The following is a 23,349-nucleotide window of genomic DNA, read 5'->3' as shown; positions in this document are numbered from 1 at the left end:
AGTCTTAATTATCAAAATCATTTCTCTTTTCTTTTGTATATTTTTATAAATTGCAAGAAATAATTTTAAAATGAAAAAGTTTCTCAAGTATTTCGGTTTACTCCTTCTGGTAGTACTACTCTTTGTTGGTTTTACCACTTATCCAAAATTGGACATTCTCTCAGGTTTTGCGGCTAAAAGCGTGGCTTCCGGAATTTTTATTGATAACCGCCCTTTAGAAGCAATTCAACAAGGTGATAATGATATTGATTTGGTTCGATTGGCTAAAATTGAAACGAATAAAGACTCGAAATTTGCTACAGCATCTGTTTATGGGCTAAAAAAACGAAAAGCTATTTACCGCGAAGGTTTAGGTGCCACCTTGGTAACCGATGATTTTGATGAAACAAAACCGTATTTGGTTCCGAATCGAACAAAAACCGAAACGAATTTACCTTTTCCGTATGGAAATCTTGAACAAAAAGACACCCTTTTTCCGGAAGTAAATTACGAAAAACTCAATTTGGCTGTTGCTGATGCATTTGATAAAAATGGTGAAAAAATTAAGCGAACAAGAGCTCTTTTAGTGATTTATAAAGACCAAATTATCGCCGAAAAATATGAAGACGGTTTTTCTAAAAACACTAAATTTTTAGGTTGGTCAATGACAAAAAGTATTACGGCGACTTATTTTGGAATTTTGCAACAACAAGGTAAAATTGACATTAATAAACCTGCTCCGGTGAAAGAATGGGCAAATGATGAACGTTCAAAAATTACATTGCATAATTTAATTCAAATGAATTCCGGTTTAGAATGGGAAGAAGATTATGGAAAGATATCGGATGTCACGAAAATGTTGTTTTTAGCAGATGATATGCCAAAGGTGCAATTGGAAAAACCGGCCGCTTTTGCACCGAATACACATTGGAATTATTCTTCAGGAACCACAAATTTGCTGTCAGGTATTTTACGAAGACAATTTCAAAATCATCAAGAGTATTTAGATTTTTGGTATTCGTCTTTAATTGATAAAATAGGTATGCATTCGATGTTGATTGAACCTGATATGGCGGGAAATTACGTTGGTTCTTCTTATGGATGGGCAACAGCTCGTGATTGGGCAAAATTTGGCTTACTTTATTTGCACGAAGGCAATTGGAATGGCAAGCAAATTTTTGATAAAAGTTGGGCAAAATACGTCGCTACTCCAACACCCACTTCCAAAGGAGAATATGGTGGTCATTTTTGGTTAAATGCCGGTGGAAAATATCCTGATGTGTCAAAAGATATGTATTTCTGTGGTGGGTTTCAAGGGCAAAAAGTAATCATTATTCCGAGTAAAGAAATGGTTATTGTTCGTTTTGGATTGACGGAAGATGAGGATTTTGATTTTAATGGAATGATGAGGGAAATAATTTCAAGTTTAAAAAAGTAAATTTCTTATATTAATGAGTTTTTTCTTAATTTTACCATAATTTATTTATTCAGTTTTATGGTTTTTAACAAAAATATTGTTTTTATTGGAGGAATTCACGGAGTCGGAAAAGGTACAATTTGTAAAAAAATTTCAAACGAATCTGGACTAATCCATCTTACAGCAAGTCAAGTTTTAAAATGGAATGAAATTAGTAAATCTGATAATAAATTAGTTGATAATATTTCTACGACGCAAGAAAGATTGATTTTAGGCTTAAAAAATCTTATTGAAAAAGATAAACAATATTTACTTGATGGACATTTTTGTTTGTTGAATTCAAAAGGAATTCCTAGTAAAATTGAAGAGGAAACATTTGACTATATTAATCCAAGAATTGTTGCAATCGTAATTGATGATGTTGAAAAAGTTGTAGAAAGATTGGAAAAAAGAGATAAAAGAAAATATGATTCTAAAATCTTAAATGAATTGCAAGAAATGGAAATTGAGTATGCAAAGTATCTTTCAAACAAATATTCTGTTCCATATATTGAAATATGGAATAGTAATTATAAAAGCCTTTTAAACATTATTTAATGATGAAAATTTTACTCGACACCAACATTATTATTCACCGAGAAGCGAATAAAATTTATAAGCCTGAAATTGGTCAACTTTTCAAATGGATTGATAACCTTAAATACTCCAAATATATTCATCCATTAACTGTTAAAGAATTAGAAAAGTATAAAGATAAAAATGCTCTCGACACAATGAGCATTAAAATTGAAAGTTATAATTTACTAAAGCATCAAGCTCCTTTTAGCGAAAAAATGTTAGAAGTTATATCTCAAGTAGATGGAAATGATAACGATATTATTGATTCACAGATACTAAACGAAGTTTATGAAGGTAGAGTTGATATTTTAATCTCTGAAGATAAAAAAATTCACACTAAAGCGAATTTACTTGGAATAGGTGATCGGGTTTTTAAAATTCAAAGTTTTTTAGAAAAAGTAATTTCGGAAAACCCTGATTTAGTTAATTACAAAGTTCTTGCAGTTAAAAAAGTTGATTTTGCTGAAGTAAATATTAAAGACGAGTTTTTTGATAGTTTCAGATCAGACTATGAAGAATTCGACAATTGGTTTAACGGTAAATCCGAAGAGCCCTGTTATGTGTGTTATAGCGATGGAAATTTGACAGCTTTTCTTTTTGTCAAAATTGAAAACGAAAATGAAAACTACTCTAATATAAATCCTGTTTTTCAACCAAAAAAAAGATTGAAAATAGGAACTTTAAAGGTCACTGGAAATGGATATAAAATTGGAGAAAGGTTTTTAAAAACAATTTTTGATAATGCGATCCAATTTAAAGTCAAAGAAATATATGTTACACTTTTTACGAAAAGACCTGAACAAGAGCAGTTAGTAGAAATGTTAGAAGAATGGGGATTTATTTATTATGGATTAAAAACAACAAAAAACGGAGAAGAAAAAGTTTATATTAGACCTTTTAGTAGAGAAACCGCCGTTAATTTAGAGAATCCAAAACTTACATTTCCTTTTTTATCAAGAAAAACGGATAAATATATTATTAAAATTGAGGCTCAATATCATACCGAGCTTTTTCCAGATAGTATAAATACTAGAGAAGATATTCAGAAATATACTGAAAATGAGCCGCATAGAAATAGAATTGGTAAAGTATATATATCGCATTCTCAAGATAGAAATTTAAAATCCGGGGATCTTTTGATAATTTATCGAATGGGTGAAACATCTCCAAAAAAATATTCCAGTACTGTTACAACAATTTGTATTGTAGAAAATGTACAAAATAACTTTAGCTCCTTTGAAGATTTTTTTAATGCTTGTAAAAGAAGAACTATGATTTCAAAAGAAGATTTAAAAACAAATTGGTGGGACAAAAACCCAAAGAACAGACCATTTGTTGTAAATTTTTTATATGCTCATTCGTTACCAACACCAAAACCAACTCTTGATGATTTAAATAGATTGGGTATAATTCCAGATATATTAAATATGCCGAGAGGATTTATTAAAATAACGAATGAACAGTTTAATGTTTTGATTAAATTTGCCTATAAATTATAAAATATGAAAGTAGTACTATCAATAAAGCCCCAATTTGCAAATAAGATTTTTGATGGGACAAAAAAATTTGAATTCAGAAAAGCTATTTTCAAAAACCAAAATGTTACTTCGGTTTTAGTTTATGCTTCTTCACCTGTGCAAAAAGTAATTGGAGAATTTGAAATTGGAGAAATTTTCAATTTTGACTTAGAAACTCTTTGGGATAAAACTAAAGAACACTCAGGTATAACAGAAGATTACTTTTATGAATATTTTGCTGACAGAAAAAATGGTTTTGCAATTCAGATTAAGAATAAAAAAAGATTTGAAAACCCAAAATGTTTAAAGGCAGATTATAATTTAACTCCGCCTCAATCATTTTCTTACTGGAATTCAAAAGAATAAATTTTCCTGAAGTTCAATACAGTCAATCCTCTAGCCACGATTGAAGTGGAAATAAAAAAGTTCCGAGTTTTTTCGGAACTTTTTTATTGCAACGAAAAGCGGGAAAATGGTTTGCTAAAATGCCCGAACTATTCGCTTCTATAAACTAGATAAAACTTTATGAGATTCCTCCTTCGTCGGAATGACAAGATTGAGGAGAAGGTTTGAGATTTCTCCTTCGTCGGAATGACAAAAATGAGGGTAAATCCTATAGATCAAAACCCAAATTCACACCCAGTTTCATCGCAATAATCTTCGTGATGCGTTGTTTGAGTTCAGGGATTTTGATGCTTTCAATAACTTCGTTAGAAAACGCATATAGCAATAACGCTTTGGCTTCTCTTTGTGGAATACCGCGTTGCTGCATATAGAACATCGCACTTTCGTCTAACTGACCAATGGTGCAGCCGTGTGAACATTTGACGTCATCGGCAAAAATTTCCAATTGCGGTTTGGCGTTGATGGTGGCTTTGTCGCTTAACAAAATGTTGTTGTTTTGCTGAAAAGCATCGGTTTTTTGGGCTTCTTTTTCTACGAAAATCTTTCCGTTGAAAACGCCGGTTGAACTTCCGCCTAAAATAGTTTTATAGTTTTGATGGCTTTCGCAATTGGGTGTCGCGTGGTTCACTAACGTGTAATGATCCACATGTTGCTTGTCGCCAATAATCGTAATTCCTTTTAAAGTTGAATCGATTCGTTCGCCAAAATGGTAGAAATTCAGGTTGTTTCGGGTGATGTTTCCACCAAACGAAAACGTATGCACCGCAACTCTACTCTCTTGTTTTTGAGAAATATACGTATTGTCAATCAAATTAGCTGTTTGTTCGTCGTTTTGGATTTTATAGTAATCGACAATCGCTCTTTTTTGAGCAAAAATTTCGGTTACTGAATTAGTCAGCACCGGATTACTATTCAAACTTTGGTGGCGTTCGATGATTTGCACGTGAGCATTTTCGCCCACGATAATCAAATTACGCGGTTGAACCATTAATGCACTTTCGACTCCTGTAGAAAAATGAATGATTTCAATTGGTTTATCAGCCACTTTACTTTTCGGGATGTTGATGAACGCTCCTTCCTGAGCAAAAGCTGTATTTAAAGTCGTTAAACTTTCGTCTTTACTGGCGATTTGGTTGAAATACGTGTCCAAAACCATTTTATATTTTGGCTTTGTCAACACAGATGAAAGTAAGCAAACATCAATTCCTTCATGCGTTGTTGACGACATAAACGAACTGAATTTTCCATCGATAAACACTAATTTGTACGTGTCAATTTCGTGTAGAAAAAATTTCTTTACGTCTTTAAATTCAATCGAGTTTTCTCTTTTTGGGAAAACAGAAAAGTCGTTTTTTAATACAGTATTTAACGATGTATATTTCCAAGCTTCTTCTTTTTTGGTTGGGAAGCCTTTGTTTTCAAAGTTTTTGATGGCAGAAGTTCGGATATCATGCAACTGTGCAGTTACATCAACTTTTTCTTCGAAAGCCATAAAGGATGATATGAGTTTTTCTTTTAGTTCCATATTAAACCAATTCACTTTTTATCCAATCGTAACCTCTTTCTTCCAACTCCAACGCCAATTCTTTTCCTCCGGATTTTACGATTTTTCCGTCCATCAAAACGTGTACAAAATCAGGAACTATATAATCTAATAAACGTTGGTAGTGTGTGATTACTAAAACAGCATTTTCACTGCTTTTCAATTTATTCACGCCATTTGCTACAATTCGCAAAGCATCAATATCTAATCCTGAATCTGTTTCATCTAAGATGGCTAATTTGGGTTCCAACATCGCCATTTGAAAAATTTCGTTACGTTTTTTTTCTCCACCCGAAAAACCTTCGTTTAATGAACGGGATAAAAACTTACGGTCAATTTCTAATAATTCTGATTTTTCACGAATTAGTTTCAACATTTCGTTGGCCGGCATATCTTCTTTTCCGTTGGCTTTTCTGTGTTCGTTGATGGCTGTTTTCATGAAATTCGTTACCGAAACACCAGGAATTTCCACAGGATATTGAAATGATAAGAAAATGCCTTTGTGAGCACGTTCTTCTGGAGCTAAATCGGCTAAATCTTCGCCTAATAATTCAACAGAGCCTTCAGTTACTTCGTAATTTTCATTTCCGGCAATTACAGCAGAAAGTGTGCTTTTTCCAGATCCGTTTGGACCCATAATGGCATGTACTTCTCCGGCTTTAATTTCAAGGTTGATACCTTTTAATATTTCTTTGTCTTCAATGGAAGCGTGTAAATTTTTTATGCTTAACATTTTTATTTTTTTAAACCATTAAGGTATTAAGATTCATTAAGTTTTGTTTATCCAACAGAGCCTTCTAGTGAAATCTCCAACAATTTCTGAGCTTCTACTGCAAATTCCATCGGCAATTTATTCAATACTTCTTTGCTGAAACCATTCACAATTAAAGCAATCGCTTTTTCAGTTGGAATGCCACGTTGGTTGCAATAAAAAACTTGGTCCTCTCCAATTTTGGAAGTCGTTGCTTCGTGTTCGATTTTGGCAGATGTATTTTTACTTTCGATATACGGAAAAGTGTGTGCTCCACAATTATTTCCCATCAAAAGCGAATCACATTGCGAAAAGTTTCTGGCGTTATCTGCATTGGCACTAATTCGAACCAAACCGCGATAACTGTTTTGTGATTTTCCAGCAGAAATTCCTTTGGAAATGATGGTTGATTTAGTGTTTTTTCCCAAGTGAATCATCTTCGTTCCGGTGTCGGCTTGTTGGTGATTATTGGTTACGGCTATTGAATAAAATTCGCCAATTGAGTTATTTCCTTTTAAAATTACTGATGGATATTTCCATGTAATGGCCGAACCGGTTTCCACTTGTGTCCAAGAAATTTTTGCGTTTTTCTCACACAAACCTCTTTTAGTAACAAAATTAAAAACACCACCTTTTCCTTCTTTATTTCCGGGATACCAGTTTTGAACGGTTGAATATTTTATTTCAGCATCATCCATCGCAATTAATTCTACCACAGCGGCGTGCAATTGATTTTCGTCACGACTTGGAGCGGTACAACCTTCTAAATAGGAAACATAACTGCCTTCATCAGCAATTAATAACGTTCGTTCAAACTGACCTGTTCCGGCTTGATTGATTCGGAAATATGTTGATAATTCCATCGGACATTTAACTCCTTTAGGAATGTAACAAAAACTTCCATCCGAAAAAACAGCGGAATTCAAAGCTGCATAAAAATTATCTCGTTGCGGAACAACCGTCCCTAAATATTTCTGAACTAAGTCAGGATGTTCTTTGATAGCTTCAGAAATACTCATGAAAATGATTCCTTTTTCAGCCAAAGTCTTTTTGAAAGTTGTTGCTACTGAAACCGAATCCACTACAATATCCATCGCCACATTGTTCATTTTCTTTTGTTCATCAATCGAAATTCCCAGCTTTTTATACATCGCTAACAATTCCGGATCAACATCATCTAACGTTTTATTGGGATCGGCTTTTTTTGGAGCAGAATAATAGGAAATCGCTTGAAAATCCGGTTTTTCATAATGAACATTTGCCCAATCCGGTTCGATCATTTCCTGCCACGCACGAAAAGCTTCCAAACGCCAATCGGTCATCCATTGCGGTTCATCTTTTTTCATAGAAATCGCACGGACAATGTCTTCGTTTAAACCTATAGGAAATGTTTCCGAGTCTAATTCGGTATAAAATCCGTATTCGTATTCTTTAGTTTCTAATTCGACTTTTAAGTCGTCTTCGGTATATTTTGCCATTTTTTTTATATTAACCCTGACAGAGTTTTCAACTCTGTCAGGGTTGAAAATAATTTAATTTTTAAAGTGAAAAACTTTCACCACAACCACACGTTCTATTTGCATTTGGGTTGTTGAAAACAAATCCTTTTCCGTTAAGACCTCCTGAAAATTCTAAAATTGTTCCGGCTAAATAGAGAAAACTTTTCTTTTCAACTGCTACCCGTATATTATTATCTTCGAACACTTTATCATTTTCTCCGATTTCTTTGTCAAATTTTAAATCATAAGACAAACCGGAACAACCGCCGCTTTTTACGCCTACTCGAACGTAATCTCGGGTAGCATCAAAACCATCATCTTGCATCAAATCGATGATTTTCTTTTTAGCTATATCTGAAACTTTTATCATTTGCTATTTTGATTTTGTCTAAATAAAGGGCAAATATACACCAAATCAAGAAAAGTAAAACAATTTCTAACATTTTTATAACGAATGGATGGATAGAAAATAGTTATAATTCCGACTTAAAAAGGTAAGTTTTTAGTAATTTGCGAAACATTAAATTATCAAATACAAAAATGAAACTATACCCTATTGAAGCCGGAAACTTTAAACTCGACGGCGGAGCCATGTTTGGCGTAGTACCCAAAACCATTTGGAACCGAACAAATCCGGCAGATGAAAACAACCTCATCGACATTGCTGCACGTTGTTTATTGATTGAAGAAGGAAATCGACTGACTTTAATTGACACTGGAATGGGCAACAAACAATCGGATAAATTTTTTGGTTATTATTCGCTTTGGGGCGAACATTCTTTAGATAAATCATTTGCAAAATATGGTTTTCATCGGGATGATGTAACGGATGTTTTTATGACGCACCTTCATTTTGATCATTGCGGTGGAAGCGTAAATTGGAATAAGGATAAAACCGGTTATGAAGTGGCTTTCAAAAATGCTAAATTTTGGACAAATGAAAATCATTGGGAATGGGCTACCAAACCTAATTCGCGAGAAAAAGCTTCATTTTTACATGAAAATATCATTCCGATGCAGGAAAGTGGTCAGTTGAATTTTATTAAAAGACCAAATGCTGATTTCGGCTTTTCGGAAGAACTGAATTTTGGCATTTTTTATGCGGATGGTCATACAGAAAAACAAATGCTTCCACACATCCAATACCAGGATAAAACCATTATTTTTTGTGCGGATTTATTGGCTACAGCCGGACATATCCCAATTCCGTATGTGATGGGTTATGACACCAGACCGCTTTTAACCTTAGATGAAAAAGCGAAATTCATGAATTCCGCTGCCGAAAACAACTACTATTTATTTTTAGAACACGATGCTCACAACGAAATTATCACGGTTGAAAAAACTGAAAAAGGTGTTCGTTTGAAAGAAGTTTTCCGTTGTGAAGATGTCTTAAGGTAGTGTTAATGCTAAACAAAAATTTTAAAAAACGATTATTTTTACCTCAAAATATATTTCTATGAATTCTATAAAATTAACTATTTCACTAGGTGTGGCTTTTTTGTTTTTAGCCGGATGTAGTGCTTCAAAATCATCTTTTGTAAATCTAAAACCATTAACTTCTGAAACGGTTCCTTTAAAGAATGGTAAAATTTCTGATGCGGAATTGTTGCGTTGGAGTCATTTGGATTTAATCAAAGACACGATTCCCGGCATGAGTGTTGACCGTGCTTATGAAGAATTATTAAAAAACAAAAAAGGTCAAAAAGTAATTGTTGCCGTCATTGACAGCGGTACTGATATTGAACACGAAGATTTAAAAGGTCGAGTTTGGACCAACGCCAAAGAAATTCCCGGTAACGGAATTGATGATGACAATAATGGCTATGTTGACGACATTCATGGTTGGAATTTTTTGGGTGATGTTGTTAATGAAAATTTAGAAATGACTCGAATTCTTAAAAAAGGTGATGACGGTTCTGATACTTTTAAGAAAGCTGAAAAGAAATTTGAAGAAAAAAAGCAAGAAGCGATGGCTAATAAGCAGCAACTTGATTTTATTTTAGCTGCTGACAAAGCCATTTCAGAACACTTAAAAAAAGAAGATTATACACTGGAAGATGTAAAATCTATTTTAACTTCAAACCCTACACTTGGAAATTACAAAATGGTTATGGTTCAAGTCTTAACCAGAACCCCTGCTGAAGAATTTAAAAAAGGAATTGAAGAATTTAAAGACTATGTTTATGACCAATTAAATTACCATTTAAATTTAGAATATGACGGAAGAAAACTTCTAGGCGACAATGCCGAAGATTTCTCCACTAAATTTTACGGAAATAACCAAGTTTGGGGCCCGGATAAAAAACACGCTTTACACGGAACCCACGTTGCCGGAATTATTGCACAAGTGAGAGGGAACAATCTAGGAGGTGATGGTGTGGCTACTAACGTGGAAATTATGGCGATTCGTGCTGTTCCAAACGGAGATGAATATGATAAAGATATCGCACTTGCTATTCGCTATGCGGCAGATAACGGTGCAAAAATTATCAACGGAAGTTTTGGAAAAGGTTTCTCTCCTCAAAAAGAATGGGTTTATGAAGCCATTCAATACGCTGCAAGCAAAGATGTATTATTCGTTCATGCCGCAGGAAATGATGGCGAGGATTTGAACGTAGTAGAAAGCTATCCAAACGATAGAGTTGGTGAAAATGAAATTGCAAACAATTTTATAAAAATTGGTGCCTTAAATCATGATTATGGAACAAAAATGGTTGCTGATTTTTCAAATTATGGAAAAAAAGATGTAGATGTTTTTGCACCTGGTGTAAAAATTTATGCCACTGTTCCTGACAACAAATACGAACACCAACAAGGGACTTCTATGGCATCTCCAAATGTTGCAGGAGTTGCTGCTTTGATTCGTTCCTATTATCCAAGTTTAACCGCTCCGCAAGTAAAACAAATTTTGAAAGAAAGCGGTGTTGCCATTGACCGAACTGTCATTGTTGGTGGCGAAGCTTCTAACAAAGCTTCGTTTACTGAATTATCTGTTTCCGGAAAAATTGTAAATGCTTACAATGCTTTGTTAATGGCAGATAAAATGTCTAAATAATTATAAATTCAACTCTCATGAAATACTCCATTTCCTTTGTTTTTTCATTCATGCTATTGCAGCTTGTTGCTCAAAATCCAAATCCAGGCTATTGGCAACAACAAGCTGATTACACTATGGAGTTGGCTATGGATGTAAAAACCTTTCAATATAAAGGAACACAGACATTAGAATATACTAACAATTCGCCGGATACGCTTCACAAGGTTTTTTATCATTTGTATTTAAATGCGTTTCAGCCCGGAAGTGAAATGGATATTCGTTTGCAAACCATCACCGATCCTGACAAACGAATGGTGAAAAGCTTTAAAGTTGGCGACAAAGAAGTCAAAGAAAGTAGAATTTCCACCTTAAAACCGGATCAAATTGGGTATTTAAAAATCACTAATTTCAAACAAGACGGTCAAGTTGCTTCAACAAAAGTAGTGGGAACCATTTTGGAAGTTACTTTAGTAAAACCGATTCTTCCTAAATCAAAATCGACATTTACGTTAGATTTTGACGGACAAGTTCCGGAGCAGATTCGTCGTTCGGGAAGAAATAGTGCTGAAGGTGTGGCTCTTTCAATGACGCAATGGTATCCTAAAATGTGTGAATTTGATTTTGAAGGTTGGCATGCTGATCCTTACATTGGTAGAGAATTTCACGGTGTTTGGGGAAATTATGATGTGAAAATTTCGATTGATAAAAATTATACGATTGGAGCCTCGGGCTATTTGCAAAACAAAAACGAAATTGGTCATGGCTACCAAGACGAAGGTGTAGAAGTAAAACATCCTAAAAAAACCAAAAACCTCACGTGGCATTTTGTGGCACCAAAGGTTCATGATTTTGCCTGGGGTGCTGACAATGATTTTATTCATGATAAAATTATAGGTGACAATGGTGTTGAACTTCATTTCTTATATAAAAATGATAAAGAAATCATTGAAAATTGGAAAGCACTACAACCTAAAACGGCTGAATTATTGACTTTTTTCAATAATGCAATCGGAACTTATCCCTACAAACAATATTCTGTTATTCAAGGTGGTGATGGTGGTATGGAATATGCCATGTGTACTTTGATAACAGGGAAACGTTCGTTGCCTAGTTTGGTTGGTGTCACCGCACATGAATTGGCTCACACTTGGTTTCAGCATGTTTTAGCAACCAACGAAAGTAAACATGAGTGGATGGACGAAGGATTTACTTCCTTTATATCCGATTTGGCAATGAAGCAAGTGATGCCTCCTAAAAACAAAAAAGAAGACGACAACCCGTTTCAAAGTGCTTATAACAACTATTTTTATATGGTAAGTACAGGTCGTGAACAACCGCAATCTACACATGCCGATCGTTTTGATGAAAACATGGTATATGGTATTTCATCTTACAGCAAAGGAACGGTTTTCTTGACCCAATTGGCTTATGTAATTGGAATGGATAACATGTTTAAAACCTTAAAACGTTTTTACCACGATTATAAATTTACGCACCCAACACCAAACGACTTTAAACGTTCTGCTGAACGCGTTTCGGGAGCGGTTTTAGACTGGTATTTGGTGGATTGGACTCAAACTACCAATACGATTGATTACAGTATTAAAAACATTGACGATAACGGAAAAATCACCCTTGAACGCATCGGAAGAATGCCAATGCCTTTGGATATTTTGGTAGCTTATGAAGACGGAACTGTTGAAAGTTATTATATCCCAAACCCATTGATGCGATGGGAAAAAGAAAACCCTTATCCACAAATAAAACGAACGGTTTTAAAAGGATGGGATTGGGCTTATCCAACCTATGAATTCTCACTCTCACAAGGTAAATCTAAAATTAAATCCGTTGTGATTGATCCAAGTGGCTTAATGGCCGATGTGAATAAGGAGAACAATATATATCCTAAAGAAAATTAGAAAAAAATCCGGACGTGTCCGGATTTTTTGTTTTTAAAACTATAAATGCTATAATTCTATCGAAGAAACAGTAACTAGAACAATATTTATTAGTTTTTATTTCCTTTTCCACGAGCTTTTCCCTTTCCGGTAGCTTTTTTGGAATTATTCTTATGTTTAGTTTGTTTCACAACATAAGCATTGCCACGATTTCCATATTTTGCTTTATGACTTTTATGAAATTTATAAGGTGCATTTCCTCTATAATCAGTAAGGTAAACAATATTTGCTCCGTTTAAATTGTAACCTCTGTACTTGGCAGGAAGTGCTGCCGAATGATGCCAACGGCCGTTTCTAATATAAATAAATCGTTGTGCAGGTACATCATAATAAACATCTACTTCCGGCAAATAGTAGTATTGCACTTCAACTCTATCTGCAGGTGCCCAAACCGGAGGTTTTCCAAGGTTTACGTTTACGGAAACTTGTGATTGCATAGTAAAACTACTCAACAATAATCCTAACAGTATAAATTTAATTGTTTTCATGATCTTTACTTTTTAGTTTTGTTATAGTATGAACTGACAAGCAAAGATTGTGCAATAAAGTAGTTTTTGTGTTACGTAATTTTTTCTATTTGTTATATAATTTTAATCAAACATCCGTTTAATAAATTGAAAAAAATATATGTTTAGTTCATTTTTATTGATAGTAAGATGTTGTCTGGTTCCTTTTTGCTTTCAATTACAAACTTTCCAATTTTAAATAAACCGTTTCATTCTTTTTATCAAAATAAATATATCTGAAATCTGTAGATGTAAAGCCTGCCGATAATTCTTTAAGTGATTTATCATCTTTAAATTTTTCTAGATAATCATCACGTTCGATTGATTTATGTATTGTTTCTGCTCCAGAGGCTTCGTCAAGGTTTAGATTTGAGTCTATGACAAATTGAATGGGCTTTAGCTCACTTTTGTTGAAATATACCATCGCTAAAGCATCATAATATTCCATGTTGGGTCCAAAACCTCTAGGCATCGATTGTTTTATCATTTGCTGCTGTTGACGCATCATTTGCTGTTGCATCATTTGCTGTTGATTCATCATCATCCAATGAAAATGCCACCAATTGTGATTATAATTATACGTGTTCTTATTAACATGATCCAATAGTACCAACAACTTATTTGGGTCTTTTGTTTTATTAACCGTAACGGTAGGTTTCATTGCGTTTTTGGCGGCACTTTGAATAAATTTGTCTCGGTTTTCTGCACTAAGTCTAAGCTTTAAATCATTTTGTAATGAGATGCTTTTTGTTGCTTTTTTGGTAGTCATGTCAAAAGAATTCAACACAACATCTTCTTTTGAAACGGCTACAGACAGAAGCATGTTGTCTACCACATACGTGTTTTGGTCTTTAATATCTTTGGGGTAATTAAAGTCAAAATCAGTAAATTTATATTGTTTGCTTCCGTCAAGTTGTAAAGTTAACACCTGAATATTGCTTTTGTCTTTCTCGGAAGTAAAAATTAATTTATTGTCAGAAAAATAACTTTTTCGTTTAGAAATCGGTCCGTTTTTTACAAATTCATTTTGGTTCACTTCTTGCGGCGTTTCGTTAAAAAAGGCTTTGAAATTATTGAATTCTGTTGCAGAAAATTCAAATTTATCTTCTTTCATTTCTTTTGAATTGGAAAAAGATATTGTAGACAACTTGTTTTTTGTTTTATCAAAATCAACAAAAACCGTTTGATCGCTTAAGCGAAAAATATTCTTCGGATTAGAAAAATCTTTGGTGGTAGTTGATTGAAATTTTCCGGAATTCACATCAAAATCAATTCGTTGTAATTCTTTTTTCTTTTCATAAAAATTAGAAAGCGTTACAATAGACCCGTTTTTATGATAAGAGAGAATACTCGGAATTTCTGACGATTCAAACATATCCAGTTGCTTTGGTTGTTTATTTGAATCTACAAAAATCGGGATGATTTCAAATTTTTTGGATTCTGAATTTTTAGTAAACACAAAATGAATAGTTGCATTATCACTCAACTCAGCACTAAGGGTTCCTTGTATTTTTTGATTTTTTTCTACTTTAATTTTATACAATTCATTTGCAAACGAAGATTGCATAAAAAAACAAAACGATAAAATAAATAATTTTTTCATTGTGAGATAAATTGGTTTACTAAACTAAGAATAATTTCACAAGAAATTAATTTTGATAGTTAAAAAACAATGGGATTTTATAACTTTTTTTAAATTCTAATTTCTAAAGTCAATTAGAACTGATGTAAAACTAGATATTATTTATTTTTCAGCAAATGACCGAGATAAAAGGATTGAAAAAAACTCAAGATTATCTAATTATTTATAAATAGCAATTGTTTTTATTCCTGATTTGTCAATAGAAGCCCTGTACATTCCGGCTGTATTGAATTCCATGATAATGTTTCCGTCTTTATCAATAGCAATAATTCCACCATCTCCACCCATTTCGGGTACTTTTTTCTGAATTGTTTCTTTGGCGGCTTCTGCTAGACTAACTTTTTTATATTGCATTTGTGCTGAAATATCATAAGCCACAACATTTCGAATAAAAAACTCACCCCAACCCGTTGCAGAAACTCCACAGGTTGCATTATCAGCATACGTTCCTGCTCCAATAATCGGAGCATCACCCACACGTCCATAACGTTTGTTGGTCATGCCACCGGTTGATGTTCCGGCAGCGATATTTCCATTTTTATCTAAAGCAACACAACCCACAGTTCCAAACTTTTGATCCTTTATCATGGGGTCATAATGCATTGCGGCTGCATGATCTAGTTCTGTTTTTTCACGATCTTTTGCTTTTTCCAAACCTTCCCATCTTTTTACGGTATAAAAGTAATTTGGATCCACTAATTCCACTCCGTTTTGTTCTGCAAATTTTTCTGCTCCGGGTCCCACCATCATCACATGTTCAGAAACTTCCATAATGGCTCTTGCTAAAGTAATTGGGTTTTTTACCTTGGTAACACTTGCAACAGCTCCCGCCGCTTTTGATTTTCCATCCATAATGGATGCGTCTAATTCATTTTTCCCTTCGTTAGTAAAAACGGCTCCTTTTCCGGCATTAAACAAAGGGGAATCTTCTAGAATCATAATAGTTTGTGTTACAGCATCTAAACTATTACCGCCGTTTTTAAGAATTTCATAGCCTTTTGAAACGGCTAAATCCAAAACTCGATTGTATTCCGCTTCTAAAGAATCTGTCATGTTTTCTTTTAAAATGGTACCGGCTCCTCCGTGAATTACAATGCAGAATTTCTCAACAGCATCAACCTGAGGTTTTATCTGGTTTTCTTTGTTATTGCAACTAAGTAAGGCTAAAAACAGACCCGCTAAAAAACGTGTTGAAAGAAATTTCATTTTACTTTTATTTGTTGTTAAAGATACTAAAAAATAGATTTTAGCAGAATTAATCTGTTCTGATTACCTTTGTCAGGAAAGAATCCAATTAAAATGTCCTTCAATTATCCCAAAAACGAAAAATTAAAAAGTCAAAAGCATATTGATTTGCTTTTTTCTGAAGGAAAATCGATTTCCAAATATCCGTTGCGTTTGGTTTTTGCTCCGGTTGTGTTAGAAAATGACGAGAAAATTAAAATTGGTGTTTCCGTCTCAAAGAAGCATTTTAAAAATGCTGTAAATCGAAACCACTACAAAAGACTGCTCAGAGAATGCTATCGTTTAAACAAAAAAATGTTGTTGGAAAACCTAGAGAAACCTTATGCAATTATGTTTTTTTATCAATCTAAAGAAACCATGTGTTTTAAAGAAATGAATGAAAAAACAATTCAGCTCTTTGAAAAATTTCTTCTAGAAATTAAAAAATAAAAATGGCCTGACAATTGCTGTACGATTATTGCTAACTTTCCGTTTTACTTAAAATTTTTTTTATGAAGACAATAATAGCTTATTTATCGTTTTTAGTTTTGCCATTAGCATGTGGCGGAAATCCTGACTATGAAACTTCTGTGGTAGGAGAAACAATGCCTGTAATGGAAGAAATGGATTCAAAAATTGCCATTAATGACACGAAGTTTGAAGCCCCCGATTTGGAAAGTAAAATAATTAGAGAGGCATCGCTCCGCTATGAAACCCAAGATTTAAAAACAACTTACGAGCAGATTCTCTCAGGTTTAAAAAAACACAATGCCTATCTTCAAAATGATTCTGAAGGAAAAGATTATAATTCCATTTATAAACATTTGATTATACGAATTCCGAATAAAAATTTTGATGCTTTTTTAAATGAAATCGGAAAAGATGTTGCCTATTTTGACCGAAAGGAAATTTCGTCAAGAGATGTAACAGCTGAATATATTGACTTATCAGCTAGGATTAAGGCAAAAAAAACCTTGGAAGAACGCTATTTGGAATTATTGAAAAAAGCAGTGAAAGTCTCCGAAATTTTAGAAATTGAAAAAGAACTATCTGCCATTCGTGAAGAAATTGAAGCCAAAGAGGGACAATTAAATTACCTTCAAAATAAAATTTCGTTGAGCACCATCCAAATAGAATTTTATAAAAAAGTGGCCAAAGCAGATTATGCAACTGTTTCTTATGGTACAAAAATGTGGAATGCTATAAAATCCGGATGGAACGGAATATCGAGTTTCCTTATTGGATTGCTTCATATTTGGCCTTTTATTCTTATTTTAGTTGCAATTTTCATCTTTGTTAGAAAAACATTAAAAAGAAAAAATCAATAATATCATGTTTACAAAAATCAAAAAGCGTTATATAGTTCCAATTATTTTATCGGGTTTCTTGTTTGTTGGAATGAGTTTCAGCAAAGATTTTTTTGAAATTGCAAAACAAATTGAAATCTTCACCAATTTATATAAAACGGTGAATATGAATTATGTTGACGAAACCAATCCGGGTGAATTAATGGATAAAGCCATTAAAAGCATGTTGGCCGATTTAGATCCTTATACCAACTATTTTAATGAAGCTGATGTAGTAAAATTCAAAATTAACAACACCGGAGAATATACCGGAATTGGTGCCATGATTACCCGAAAAGAGGGAAAAATAATAATCAAAGAACCCTATAAAGGTTATCCGGCTGACAAAGCAGGATTAAAAGCAGGTGACGAAATTATTCAAATTGGCGATGTGAATTTAGCTGATTTCAAAGAAGATGCTTCGCAATTATTAAAAGGAGCAAAAAACGCAAAAGTTGCACTAAAATTTATCCGTCAAGGAAAAACTTTAACTGCCGATTTGGTACTTGATGAAGTGGACGTTAAAGCCGTTCCGTTCTACGGAAAAACCAACGATAATACTGGCTATATTGTGCTTTCTCAATTCAACAGAAAAGCTTCTCAAGAAACACAAGCGGCTTTAATGGATTTAAAAAATCAAGGTGTTGACAGAATCATTCTTGACTTAAGGGGAAATCCGGGGGGGTTGCTTGGTGAAGCGGTAAATATTTGTAATTTATTTGTTCCAAAAGGGGAAGTAATTGTTACCACAAAATCAAAAATTGACAAACACAATGTTACTTACAAAACGACCAGAAATCCTATTGATACTGAAATTCCGTTAGTGGTTTTGGTTGATGGAAAAAGTGCTTCTGCGTCTGAAATTGTTTCGGGTGCTTTGCAAGATTTAGATCGTGCTGTGGTTGTTGGAAGTAGAAGTTTTGGAAAAGGTTTAGTTCAAAGACCAATGGATTTAACCTATGGCACACAAGTAAAAGTTACTATTTCCAGATATTACACTCCAACAGGAAGATGCATTCAAGCTTTGGATTATTCAAAAAAAGATGCAAACGGAAAAGCCATTAAAAATGAGGAAAAAAACTTTACCGCTTTTAAAACAAGAGGCGGAAGAACCGTTTATGACGGAGGTGGTATATTGCCTGATGTAGTTTTAGTAGAAACGCAACTTAGTGCAATTGCTGAAGCTTTACAAAAAAATGATGCTGTTTTTGACTTTGCTACGATTTATTATTATAAAAATCCATCTCTAGGTGCAAAAGTTCCGCAACTTACTGATGCTGATTTTTCAGAGTTCAAAATCTTCTTAAAAAAGAAAAACTTTTCATTTGATACAGAAACCGAAAAAGCTTTGAAAAAAACATTGGAAGCTGCACAAAAAGAAAAAATTGATGAGAATATCAAAACAGAATATCAAAATCTTTTAGCCGCTTTACAGAAAAGTGAAGAATTGCAGCTGAATAAAAACAAAGCAGAAATAATGCAATTATTAACGGATGAATTAATTAAAAGATACCAATACAAAGAAGGTTTATATGCTTACTATATTTTAAATAATTCTGAAGTAAAAAAAGCAACCACTTTATTGAACAATCCTACTGAATACAACAAAATACTTAAATAATGCAAACCTTTTCTAGAGTTGTTATACTTCTGCTTTCCGTGTCGATTTATGCTCAAGAAGAAATGGTTCAATCTGTTTATTTTGACACTAACAAGTTTTCAATTGATACAACTCAAGCTAGTCAAATTATTGATTTTGTTAAGAAAACTGACAGTACTCGAATTGAAAGCTTACAAATTTTTGGCTACTGTGATGATGTTGGAAAAGATGATTACAACCGAAAGCTATCCAACGATCGAGCCAATGAAGTAAAAGACTTGTTTGTGAAAAATGGCATAAAAAATAAAGTAATTATAACCATTGAAGGAAAAGGAAGAATTCTGATTGAAGATGATATTGTTGATAATTTACCCGAAGTTCGATCAAAAAACCGTCGCGTGGATGTTGTCATCAATTTAAAACCGGAACCAAAAGCAACGCTCAATGACGTTCCGGGTGTTTATAGCACAATTCAAAAAAAACATATCGTTGGTGATCGAATTTATTTAGAAAATATTCAATTTGAACGTGGAAGTAGTAAATTGACTTTGCAATCAAAAAACGAGTTGGATAAAATTTCGCGATTACTGATGAAATACAAAAACATTCATTTTGAAATTCAAGGTCATGTTTGTTGTACACCACCAAACCACAAAGAAGCTATTGACAAAGACACTAAAAAAAGAAAGCTTTCAATTAACAGAGCCGAGACGGTTTATAAATATTTAATCTTTAAAAAAGTAGCTAAAGAGCGAATGACTTTTAAAGGTTATGGCAACACAAAACCGTTAGGAAAAACACCTGATTTAGATAGAAGAGTTGAGCTATTGGTCACTAAAATTTAGTTCCGCTTCATTTGAATATGCGGAATATCGTCTTCCAAATAAGTATCGCTTGTTTGTTTAAAACCTAAGTTTTCATAGAATTTTTTGAGATATAATTGAGCCGAAATAGTAATTTTTGTTTCATTAAGTTCTGCTTTAACGACTTCAATAGCTTTATTCATTAAAATATAACCCCATTTTCTATCTCTATAAGATTTCTTGATTACAACTCTGCCGATAGAGGCTTCTTCAAAATAATCACTAGGTTTAAAAATGCGAACATAAGCAACCAATTCGTCATCAAAAATTCCTAAAAGGTGAATGGCTTTGTCATCTTTGCCATCAATATCTTGATAAACGCAATTTTGCTCTACTACAAAGACTTCGCTTCGCAGTTGAAGTAAATTATATATTTCAAGGGCTGAAAGTTCGTTAAATCGCTTTATTTTAAAAATTAAATCCATTTGATTTTAAATTAACCCCAAAATTAATTTAAAAAAGTAATCGATTTAATAATGGCTTCCAATTCATGCATTAAATCTCTTTTTGAAGTTGATGGATTATAACAAAAACCTTCAACTACCAGGTAGCGTTGGTTTGCTTCGTCTTTAATGGCATAATTGATAAATGGGCCGGCCATGAAATCGTTTTTCAATTCCCAAGTGCCTTTGGTTTCAAAAGTTTCTTTTCCTTTTAAAGTTATTTTTGAGAAGTAAGGAGCATAGGAATCTTCGGTTACCATGTGGGTATTTGCTAAAGTACCTTGAATGTGTTTTTGTCCGACTGAATCACGAAGCGAAATGATTGATGATACAAAATTAGGATCTTTCTCTATAGTTGTAATTGGGACTTCGTAGATTAAAATACTATTGTTTCCGGAAGTTAATTCTTTTCTAATCCAAAAAAACTTATCTTCTTCGATGATGTATCTGTAAGCGGTTGGTATTTTTAGAGAAATGTTGAACTTTTTTTTGATTTTAGAATCATCCAGCAAGGATATAGCTATTCTTCTTTGGTTTTCAAGAATTTCTCCCGCTTTTAATGTTGAAATAATTTCTTTTGAATGTTCTTCTAGTTTATTTATAATTTCAGAAATTGTGTTTCCTGAAACATAAACTACAGTTTGAGGTTGAGCATAAACATTATTTTTAATTTCAAAATTAGCTTGCTCGGTTTTTGTAACAATCAGAATTGTTCTACTGTTAGTCATAAAACCTTCAAAAAGTTTTGGAGCGTACTGAGAAATATTGAACAAAGGCTCTTGTTGTGGCAAACCGTCTACAGGAGCAGCAAATTTACTTCTAATGCTATCACCTACTTCACCACTCCACATTTGATTTTCGATGATGACGGATAGCGAATTAATTTTTCCTGAGGAATCTTTTAATGACGTTTTTTGTTGCTGTTCTTCTTTACAAGAAAATAATACTAAAGCTGTTACAATAGTAAAAATTATATTTTTCATTATACATGAGATTAAAGGAACTCGAAATAAATTATAATAAATTATCCATTTATTTTTAATTTCATTCCCGGTTTGATAACCGTTCCCCCACTAATACCGTTCCATTTTTTTAAATCTGCTACCGTTACTCCTGGAATTTTTTGTGAAATACTAAATAATGAATCGCCTTTTTTAACAACATAAACGTTTTCGTTCTTGTAATTGTTTGGTTTTGAGACTGTTTTTGGTGTTGTTTTCACTTCTGCAACAGTAGTTGCTATATCTTCCGAAGTTATTATTTTTAATTGCATACCTGCTTTTACACTTGCATCTTCAAGGTTATTCCATTTTACCAAATCATCAGTTGACACATTATTTGCTTTAGCAATACTGTAAAGTGTTTCTCCGGCTTGAACAATGTGAATGTCTGATGTTTCAATTTCTTGGTCTGATGTTTCTCTCGACACAATTAACTTTGATCCTATTGCTATATTAGTGTCTTTTAATCCATTTAAAGATTTAATTTCATCAATCGTTATATCATATTTTCTAGCAATAAAACTAAGAGTTTCACCTTTTTCAACCTGGTGTACTTTTTTAATAATTGAGTCTTTAGAAACAATAGTAGTATTAGTAACTTTTTCTGCTGTTTTTACAGCTGCTTGTTCTGTTTTAGGTTTTGCAGTAGTTGCAATTCTTTCGTTAGTAACAATTTTTAGCTTTCTACCCAAGGCTATATTGTTTGATTTCAAATTGTTCCATTGTTTAATTTTTGTAAGAGGAACTCCATATTTATTAGAAATACCACCAAGTGTTTCACCTCTTTTTACTGTGTGGTATTTTGTGGTTGACATTACATCAAAACTTCCATCTGCAGCAGCCAGAGCTTCCTGTGAAGAAAAAGGTTTTTCGCGTTTTCCAAAATCATATTCAGAATAGGCATAAATTTTATCTTCATTAGATGTAAAAACAGCTACTTTATCTATTGGTAAACGTAAAAAATGATTTTTTCCCGGTATTGAAGGAACAAAATCTCTTTTATAAGAAGGATTTAAAAACTGTAATTGTTCTACAGAAATATCTAACAAATCAGAAATTTGTTTGAAAGACATTTTGTTTTTAATTTTTATGGTGTCAGTTGAAAAAGTATTTAAAATTGGTTTGTTTGGCACGATTCCATGCTCTTTGTGATATTCATAAACATACATTGTTGCTAAAAAAGCCGGAACATAACCTTGTGTTTCTTTTGGTAAAAACGGTCTAATGTTCCAATAATTTTGTTTCCCGCCAGAGCGTCTGATGGCTTTTGTTACATTTCCTGGCCCGGCATTATAAGATGCTAAAACCAAATCCCAATCACCAAAAATAGCATACATGTTTACCATGTATTGACATGCGGCTTCGGTGGCTTTTAATACATCGCTTCGTTCATCAACAAAAGTGTTGATTTCCAAGTTATATTGTTTTCCAGTTCCATACATAAATTGCCATAATCCGGTAGCTCCCATTTTTGAAACAGCTCTCGGGTTTAAGGCCGACTCAACTATTGCCAAATATTTAATTTCTAAAGGAACATTATATTTTGATAATGCTTCTTCAAAAATTGGAAAATAATATTGAGATAATCCCATCAATCGTTCATAGGATTTTTTTCTGTTTTTCAAGTAATGTTTAATGATGTTTTCTAATCCAGGATTATATTCGATATTAAACGCTGATTTTGCATCAAGCAATTTTAATCTTTCTTTTAGAAGTTCGGTTGAAAGTTCATAATCAACTTTTACATCTAAGTCGATATTTTCAATATCATTTGTAATTTCCTTAAATAAATCTTGAGATGCAATTTCGGTGATAAATCTTTCATCTACACAAGCTGCAATTTCATGATGAACAAATGATTTTTTGATAGAATCTAAAAAAGAAATTTTGGGTAGTTCTACAAGCTGATTTGCTGTTGCCAAAGAGTCTTGAGCAAATAGCTGTCCTGACAAAAGGAGTAAAAAAACTAATGTGGTATTTTGTAACTTCATTTTTAT

General features: G+C 33.1%; 21 protein-coding genes. 11 read left to right on the top strand and 10 right to left on the bottom strand.

The features are described 5' to 3' along the window. The first annotated feature begins 70 nt into the window (after positions 1–70). The 4 genes from B3L86_RS02840 to B3L86_RS02825 are packed head-to-tail and all read left to right on the top strand — an operon-like array spanning position 71 to position 3,897. Positions 71–1,417: a serine hydrolase domain-containing protein gene (locus B3L86_RS02840; protein ID WP_291114838.1), complete on the top strand. Its 1,347-nt coding sequence runs from the start codon at positions 71–73 to the stop codon at positions 1,415–1,417. 57 nt (positions 1,418–1,474) lie between these two features. Then, positions 1,475–1,993: an ATP-binding protein gene (locus B3L86_RS02835; RefSeq protein WP_291114837.1), complete on the top strand. Its 519-nt coding sequence runs from the start codon at positions 1,475–1,477 to the stop codon at positions 1,991–1,993. Continuing rightward, positions 1,993–3,513 carry a PIN domain-containing protein gene (locus tag B3L86_RS02830; protein WP_291114835.1) on the top strand — a complete coding sequence of 507 codons (1,521 nt, stop codon included), beginning with the start codon at positions 1,993–1,995 and terminating at the stop codon, positions 3,511–3,513. Before B3L86_RS02835 ends, B3L86_RS02830 begins: the two co-directional genes overlap by 1 nt. A 3-nt stretch (positions 3,514–3,516) precedes the next feature. Beyond that, positions 3,517–3,897, top strand: coding sequence for a hypothetical protein (locus tag B3L86_RS02825; RefSeq protein WP_291114833.1), 381 nt, complete (start codon positions 3,517–3,519; stop codon positions 3,895–3,897). A gap of 247 nt (positions 3,898–4,144) precedes the next feature. Here the strand turns inward: B3L86_RS02825 and sufD are convergent, their stop codons facing one another. The 4 genes from sufD to B3L86_RS02805 form a co-directional block, all read right to left on the bottom strand. Beyond that, complete coding sequence (gene sufD, locus B3L86_RS02820; protein WP_291114831.1) at positions 4,145–5,461, bottom strand: Fe-S cluster assembly protein SufD; 1,317 nt, start codon at positions 5,459–5,461, stop codon at positions 4,145–4,147. A gap of 1 nt (position 5,462) precedes the next feature. Further along, positions 5,463–6,212, bottom strand: a complete 750-nt coding sequence (sufC, locus tag B3L86_RS02815) for a Fe-S cluster assembly ATPase SufC (RefSeq protein ID WP_291114829.1) — start codon at positions 6,210–6,212, stop codon at positions 5,463–5,465. A gap of 47 nt (positions 6,213–6,259) precedes the next feature. Further along, positions 6,260–7,708, bottom strand: coding sequence for a Fe-S cluster assembly protein SufB (sufB, locus tag B3L86_RS02810; RefSeq protein ID WP_291114827.1), 1,449 nt, complete (start codon positions 7,706–7,708; stop codon positions 6,260–6,262). Between the two features lie 61 nt (positions 7,709–7,769). Then, positions 7,770–8,099 carry a HesB/IscA family protein gene (locus B3L86_RS02805; protein ID WP_291114825.1) on the bottom strand — a complete coding sequence of 110 codons (330 nt, stop codon included), beginning with the start codon at positions 8,097–8,099 and terminating at the stop codon, positions 7,770–7,772. Positions 8,100–8,269: 170 nt separating this feature from the next. Between B3L86_RS02805 and B3L86_RS02800 the strand changes: the two genes are divergently transcribed. From B3L86_RS02800 to B3L86_RS02790, 3 genes are read left to right on the top strand one after another with little or no spacing between them, the layout of a single operon-like run. Then, on the top strand, positions 8,270–9,130 hold the full coding sequence (locus B3L86_RS02800; RefSeq protein ID WP_291114823.1) for an MBL fold metallo-hydrolase: 861 nt from the start codon (positions 8,270–8,272) through the stop codon (positions 9,128–9,130). Between the two features lie 58 nt (positions 9,131–9,188). Then, positions 9,189–10,787: a S8 family peptidase gene (locus B3L86_RS02795; protein WP_291114821.1), complete on the top strand. Its 1,599-nt coding sequence runs from the start codon at positions 9,189–9,191 to the stop codon at positions 10,785–10,787. A 17-nt stretch (positions 10,788–10,804) separates the two neighbouring features. Further along, on the top strand, positions 10,805–12,688 hold the full coding sequence (locus tag B3L86_RS02790) for a M1 family metallopeptidase (protein WP_414655118.1): 1,884 nt from the start codon (positions 10,805–10,807) through the stop codon (positions 12,686–12,688). Between the two features lie 89 nt (positions 12,689–12,777). Here B3L86_RS02790 and B3L86_RS02785 read toward each other — a convergent pair whose 3' ends face one another. The 3 genes from B3L86_RS02785 to B3L86_RS02775 form a co-directional block, all read right to left on the bottom strand. Continuing rightward, positions 12,778–13,215: a hypothetical protein gene (locus tag B3L86_RS02785; RefSeq protein WP_291114819.1), complete on the bottom strand. Its 438-nt coding sequence runs from the start codon at positions 13,213–13,215 to the stop codon at positions 12,778–12,780. A 196-nt stretch (positions 13,216–13,411) separates the two neighbouring features. Next, complete coding sequence (locus B3L86_RS02780; RefSeq protein ID WP_291114817.1) at positions 13,412–14,836, bottom strand: hypothetical protein; 1,425 nt, start codon at positions 14,834–14,836, stop codon at positions 13,412–13,414. Positions 14,837–15,034: 198 nt separating this feature from the next. Then, positions 15,035–16,081 carry an isoaspartyl peptidase/L-asparaginase family protein gene (locus tag B3L86_RS02775; protein WP_291114815.1) on the bottom strand — a complete coding sequence of 349 codons (1,047 nt, stop codon included), beginning with the start codon at positions 16,079–16,081 and terminating at the stop codon, positions 15,035–15,037. A gap of 93 nt (positions 16,082–16,174) precedes the next feature. Here B3L86_RS02775 and rnpA point away from each other — a divergent pair, with 93 nt between their 5' ends. The 4 genes from rnpA (at position 16,175) to B3L86_RS02755 (ending at position 19,890) form a co-directional block, all read left to right on the top strand. Continuing rightward, positions 16,175–16,549: a ribonuclease P protein component gene (rnpA, locus tag B3L86_RS02770; protein WP_291114813.1), complete on the top strand. Its 375-nt coding sequence runs from the start codon at positions 16,175–16,177 to the stop codon at positions 16,547–16,549. Positions 16,550–16,611: 62 nt separating this feature from the next. Next, positions 16,612–17,427: a DUF4349 domain-containing protein gene (locus B3L86_RS02765; RefSeq protein WP_291114811.1), complete on the top strand. Its 816-nt coding sequence runs from the start codon at positions 16,612–16,614 to the stop codon at positions 17,425–17,427. Positions 17,428–17,431: 4 nt separating this feature from the next. Next, positions 17,432–19,066: a S41 family peptidase gene (locus B3L86_RS02760; protein ID WP_291114808.1), complete on the top strand. Its 1,635-nt coding sequence runs from the start codon at positions 17,432–17,434 to the stop codon at positions 19,064–19,066. Continuing rightward, entirely contained in the window at positions 19,066–19,890 is an 825-nt protein-coding gene (locus tag B3L86_RS02755; RefSeq protein ID WP_291114806.1) for an OmpA family protein, read from the top strand. The genes B3L86_RS02760 and B3L86_RS02755 overlap by 1 nt, the downstream gene beginning before the upstream one ends. On the opposite strand, the gene B3L86_RS02750 is transcribed toward B3L86_RS02755, so the two are convergent. From B3L86_RS02750 to B3L86_RS02740, 3 genes are read right to left on the bottom strand one after another with little or no spacing between them, the layout of a single operon-like run. Next, on the bottom strand, positions 19,887–20,333 hold the full coding sequence (locus B3L86_RS02750) for a GNAT family N-acetyltransferase (protein WP_291114804.1): 447 nt from the start codon (positions 20,331–20,333) through the stop codon (positions 19,887–19,889). The two genes, B3L86_RS02755 and B3L86_RS02750, sit on opposite strands and share 4 nt — an antisense overlap. A gap of 23 nt (positions 20,334–20,356) precedes the next feature. Further along, entirely contained in the window at positions 20,357–21,334 is a 978-nt protein-coding gene (locus tag B3L86_RS02745) for a DUF4837 family protein (protein ID WP_291114802.1), read from the bottom strand. A gap of 41 nt (positions 21,335–21,375) precedes the next feature. Then, entirely contained in the window at positions 21,376–23,343 is a 1,968-nt protein-coding gene (locus B3L86_RS02740; protein WP_291114800.1) for a LysM peptidoglycan-binding domain-containing protein, read from the bottom strand. Positions 23,344–23,349: the final 6 nt, after the last annotated feature.

The organism is Flavobacterium sp. UBA6135, from assembly GCF_002428305.1.
GTDB lineage: Bacteria > Bacteroidota > Bacteroidia > Flavobacteriales > Flavobacteriaceae > Flavobacterium.
Note: the sequence above shows the minus strand (reverse complement) of the source record. Positions and strands in the feature narration are given on the sequence as shown.

What these genes read in the sequence shown, in the direction of transcription:
- B3L86_RS02760 (WP_291114808.1), top strand. Translation starts at nt 17,432, where the DNA reads ATGTTTACAAAAATCAAAAAGCGTTATATAGTTCCAATTATTTTATCG.
- B3L86_RS02755 (WP_291114806.1), top strand. Translation starts at nt 19,066, where the DNA reads ATGCAAACCTTTTCTAGAGTTGTTATACTTCTGCTTTCCGTGTCGATT.
- B3L86_RS02750 (WP_291114804.1), bottom strand. Translation starts at nt 20,333, where the DNA reads ATGGATTTAATTTTTAAAATAAAGCGATTTAACGAACTTTCAGCCCTT.
- B3L86_RS02785 (WP_291114819.1), bottom strand. Translation starts at nt 13,215, where the DNA reads ATGAAAACAATTAAATTTATACTGTTAGGATTATTGTTGAGTAGTTTT.
- B3L86_RS02835 (WP_291114837.1), top strand. Translation starts at nt 1,475, where the DNA reads ATGGTTTTTAACAAAAATATTGTTTTTATTGGAGGAATTCACGGAGTC.
- sufC (WP_291114829.1), bottom strand. Translation starts at nt 6,212, where the DNA reads ATGTTAAGCATAAAAAATTTACACGCTTCCATTGAAGACAAAGAAATA.
- sufB (WP_291114827.1), bottom strand. Translation starts at nt 7,708, where the DNA reads ATGGCAAAATATACCGAAGACGACTTAAAAGTCGAATTAGAAACTAAA.
- B3L86_RS02775 (WP_291114815.1), bottom strand. Translation starts at nt 16,081, where the DNA reads ATGAAATTTCTTTCAACACGTTTTTTAGCGGGTCTGTTTTTAGCCTTA.
- B3L86_RS02780 (WP_291114817.1), bottom strand. Translation starts at nt 14,836, where the DNA reads ATGAAAAAATTATTTATTTTATCGTTTTGTTTTTTTATGCAATCTTCG.
- B3L86_RS02790 (WP_414655118.1), top strand. Translation starts at nt 10,805, where the DNA reads ATGAAATACTCCATTTCCTTTGTTTTTTCATTCATGCTATTGCAGCTT.
- B3L86_RS02805 (WP_291114825.1), bottom strand. Translation starts at nt 8,099, where the DNA reads ATGATAAAAGTTTCAGATATAGCTAAAAAGAAAATCATCGATTTGATG.
- B3L86_RS02825 (WP_291114833.1), top strand. Translation starts at nt 3,517, where the DNA reads ATGAAAGTAGTACTATCAATAAAGCCCCAATTTGCAAATAAGATTTTT.
- B3L86_RS02800 (WP_291114823.1), top strand. Translation starts at nt 8,270, where the DNA reads ATGAAACTATACCCTATTGAAGCCGGAAACTTTAAACTCGACGGCGGA.
- B3L86_RS02745 (WP_291114802.1), bottom strand. Translation starts at nt 21,334, where the DNA reads ATGAAAAATATAATTTTTACTATTGTAACAGCTTTAGTATTATTTTCT.
- B3L86_RS02830 (WP_291114835.1), top strand. Translation starts at nt 1,993, where the DNA reads ATGATGAAAATTTTACTCGACACCAACATTATTATTCACCGAGAAGCG.
- B3L86_RS02840 (WP_291114838.1), top strand. Translation starts at nt 71, where the DNA reads ATGAAAAAGTTTCTCAAGTATTTCGGTTTACTCCTTCTGGTAGTACTA.
- B3L86_RS02765 (WP_291114811.1), top strand. Translation starts at nt 16,612, where the DNA reads ATGAAGACAATAATAGCTTATTTATCGTTTTTAGTTTTGCCATTAGCA.
- sufD (WP_291114831.1), bottom strand. Translation starts at nt 5,461, where the DNA reads ATGGAACTAAAAGAAAAACTCATATCATCCTTTATGGCTTTCGAAGAA.
- B3L86_RS02795 (WP_291114821.1), top strand. Translation starts at nt 9,189, where the DNA reads ATGAATTCTATAAAATTAACTATTTCACTAGGTGTGGCTTTTTTGTTT.
- B3L86_RS02740 (WP_291114800.1), bottom strand. Translation starts at nt 23,343, where the DNA reads ATGAAGTTACAAAATACCACATTAGTTTTTTTACTCCTTTTGTCAGGA.
- rnpA (WP_291114813.1), top strand. Translation starts at nt 16,175, where the DNA reads ATGTCCTTCAATTATCCCAAAAACGAAAAATTAAAAAGTCAAAAGCAT.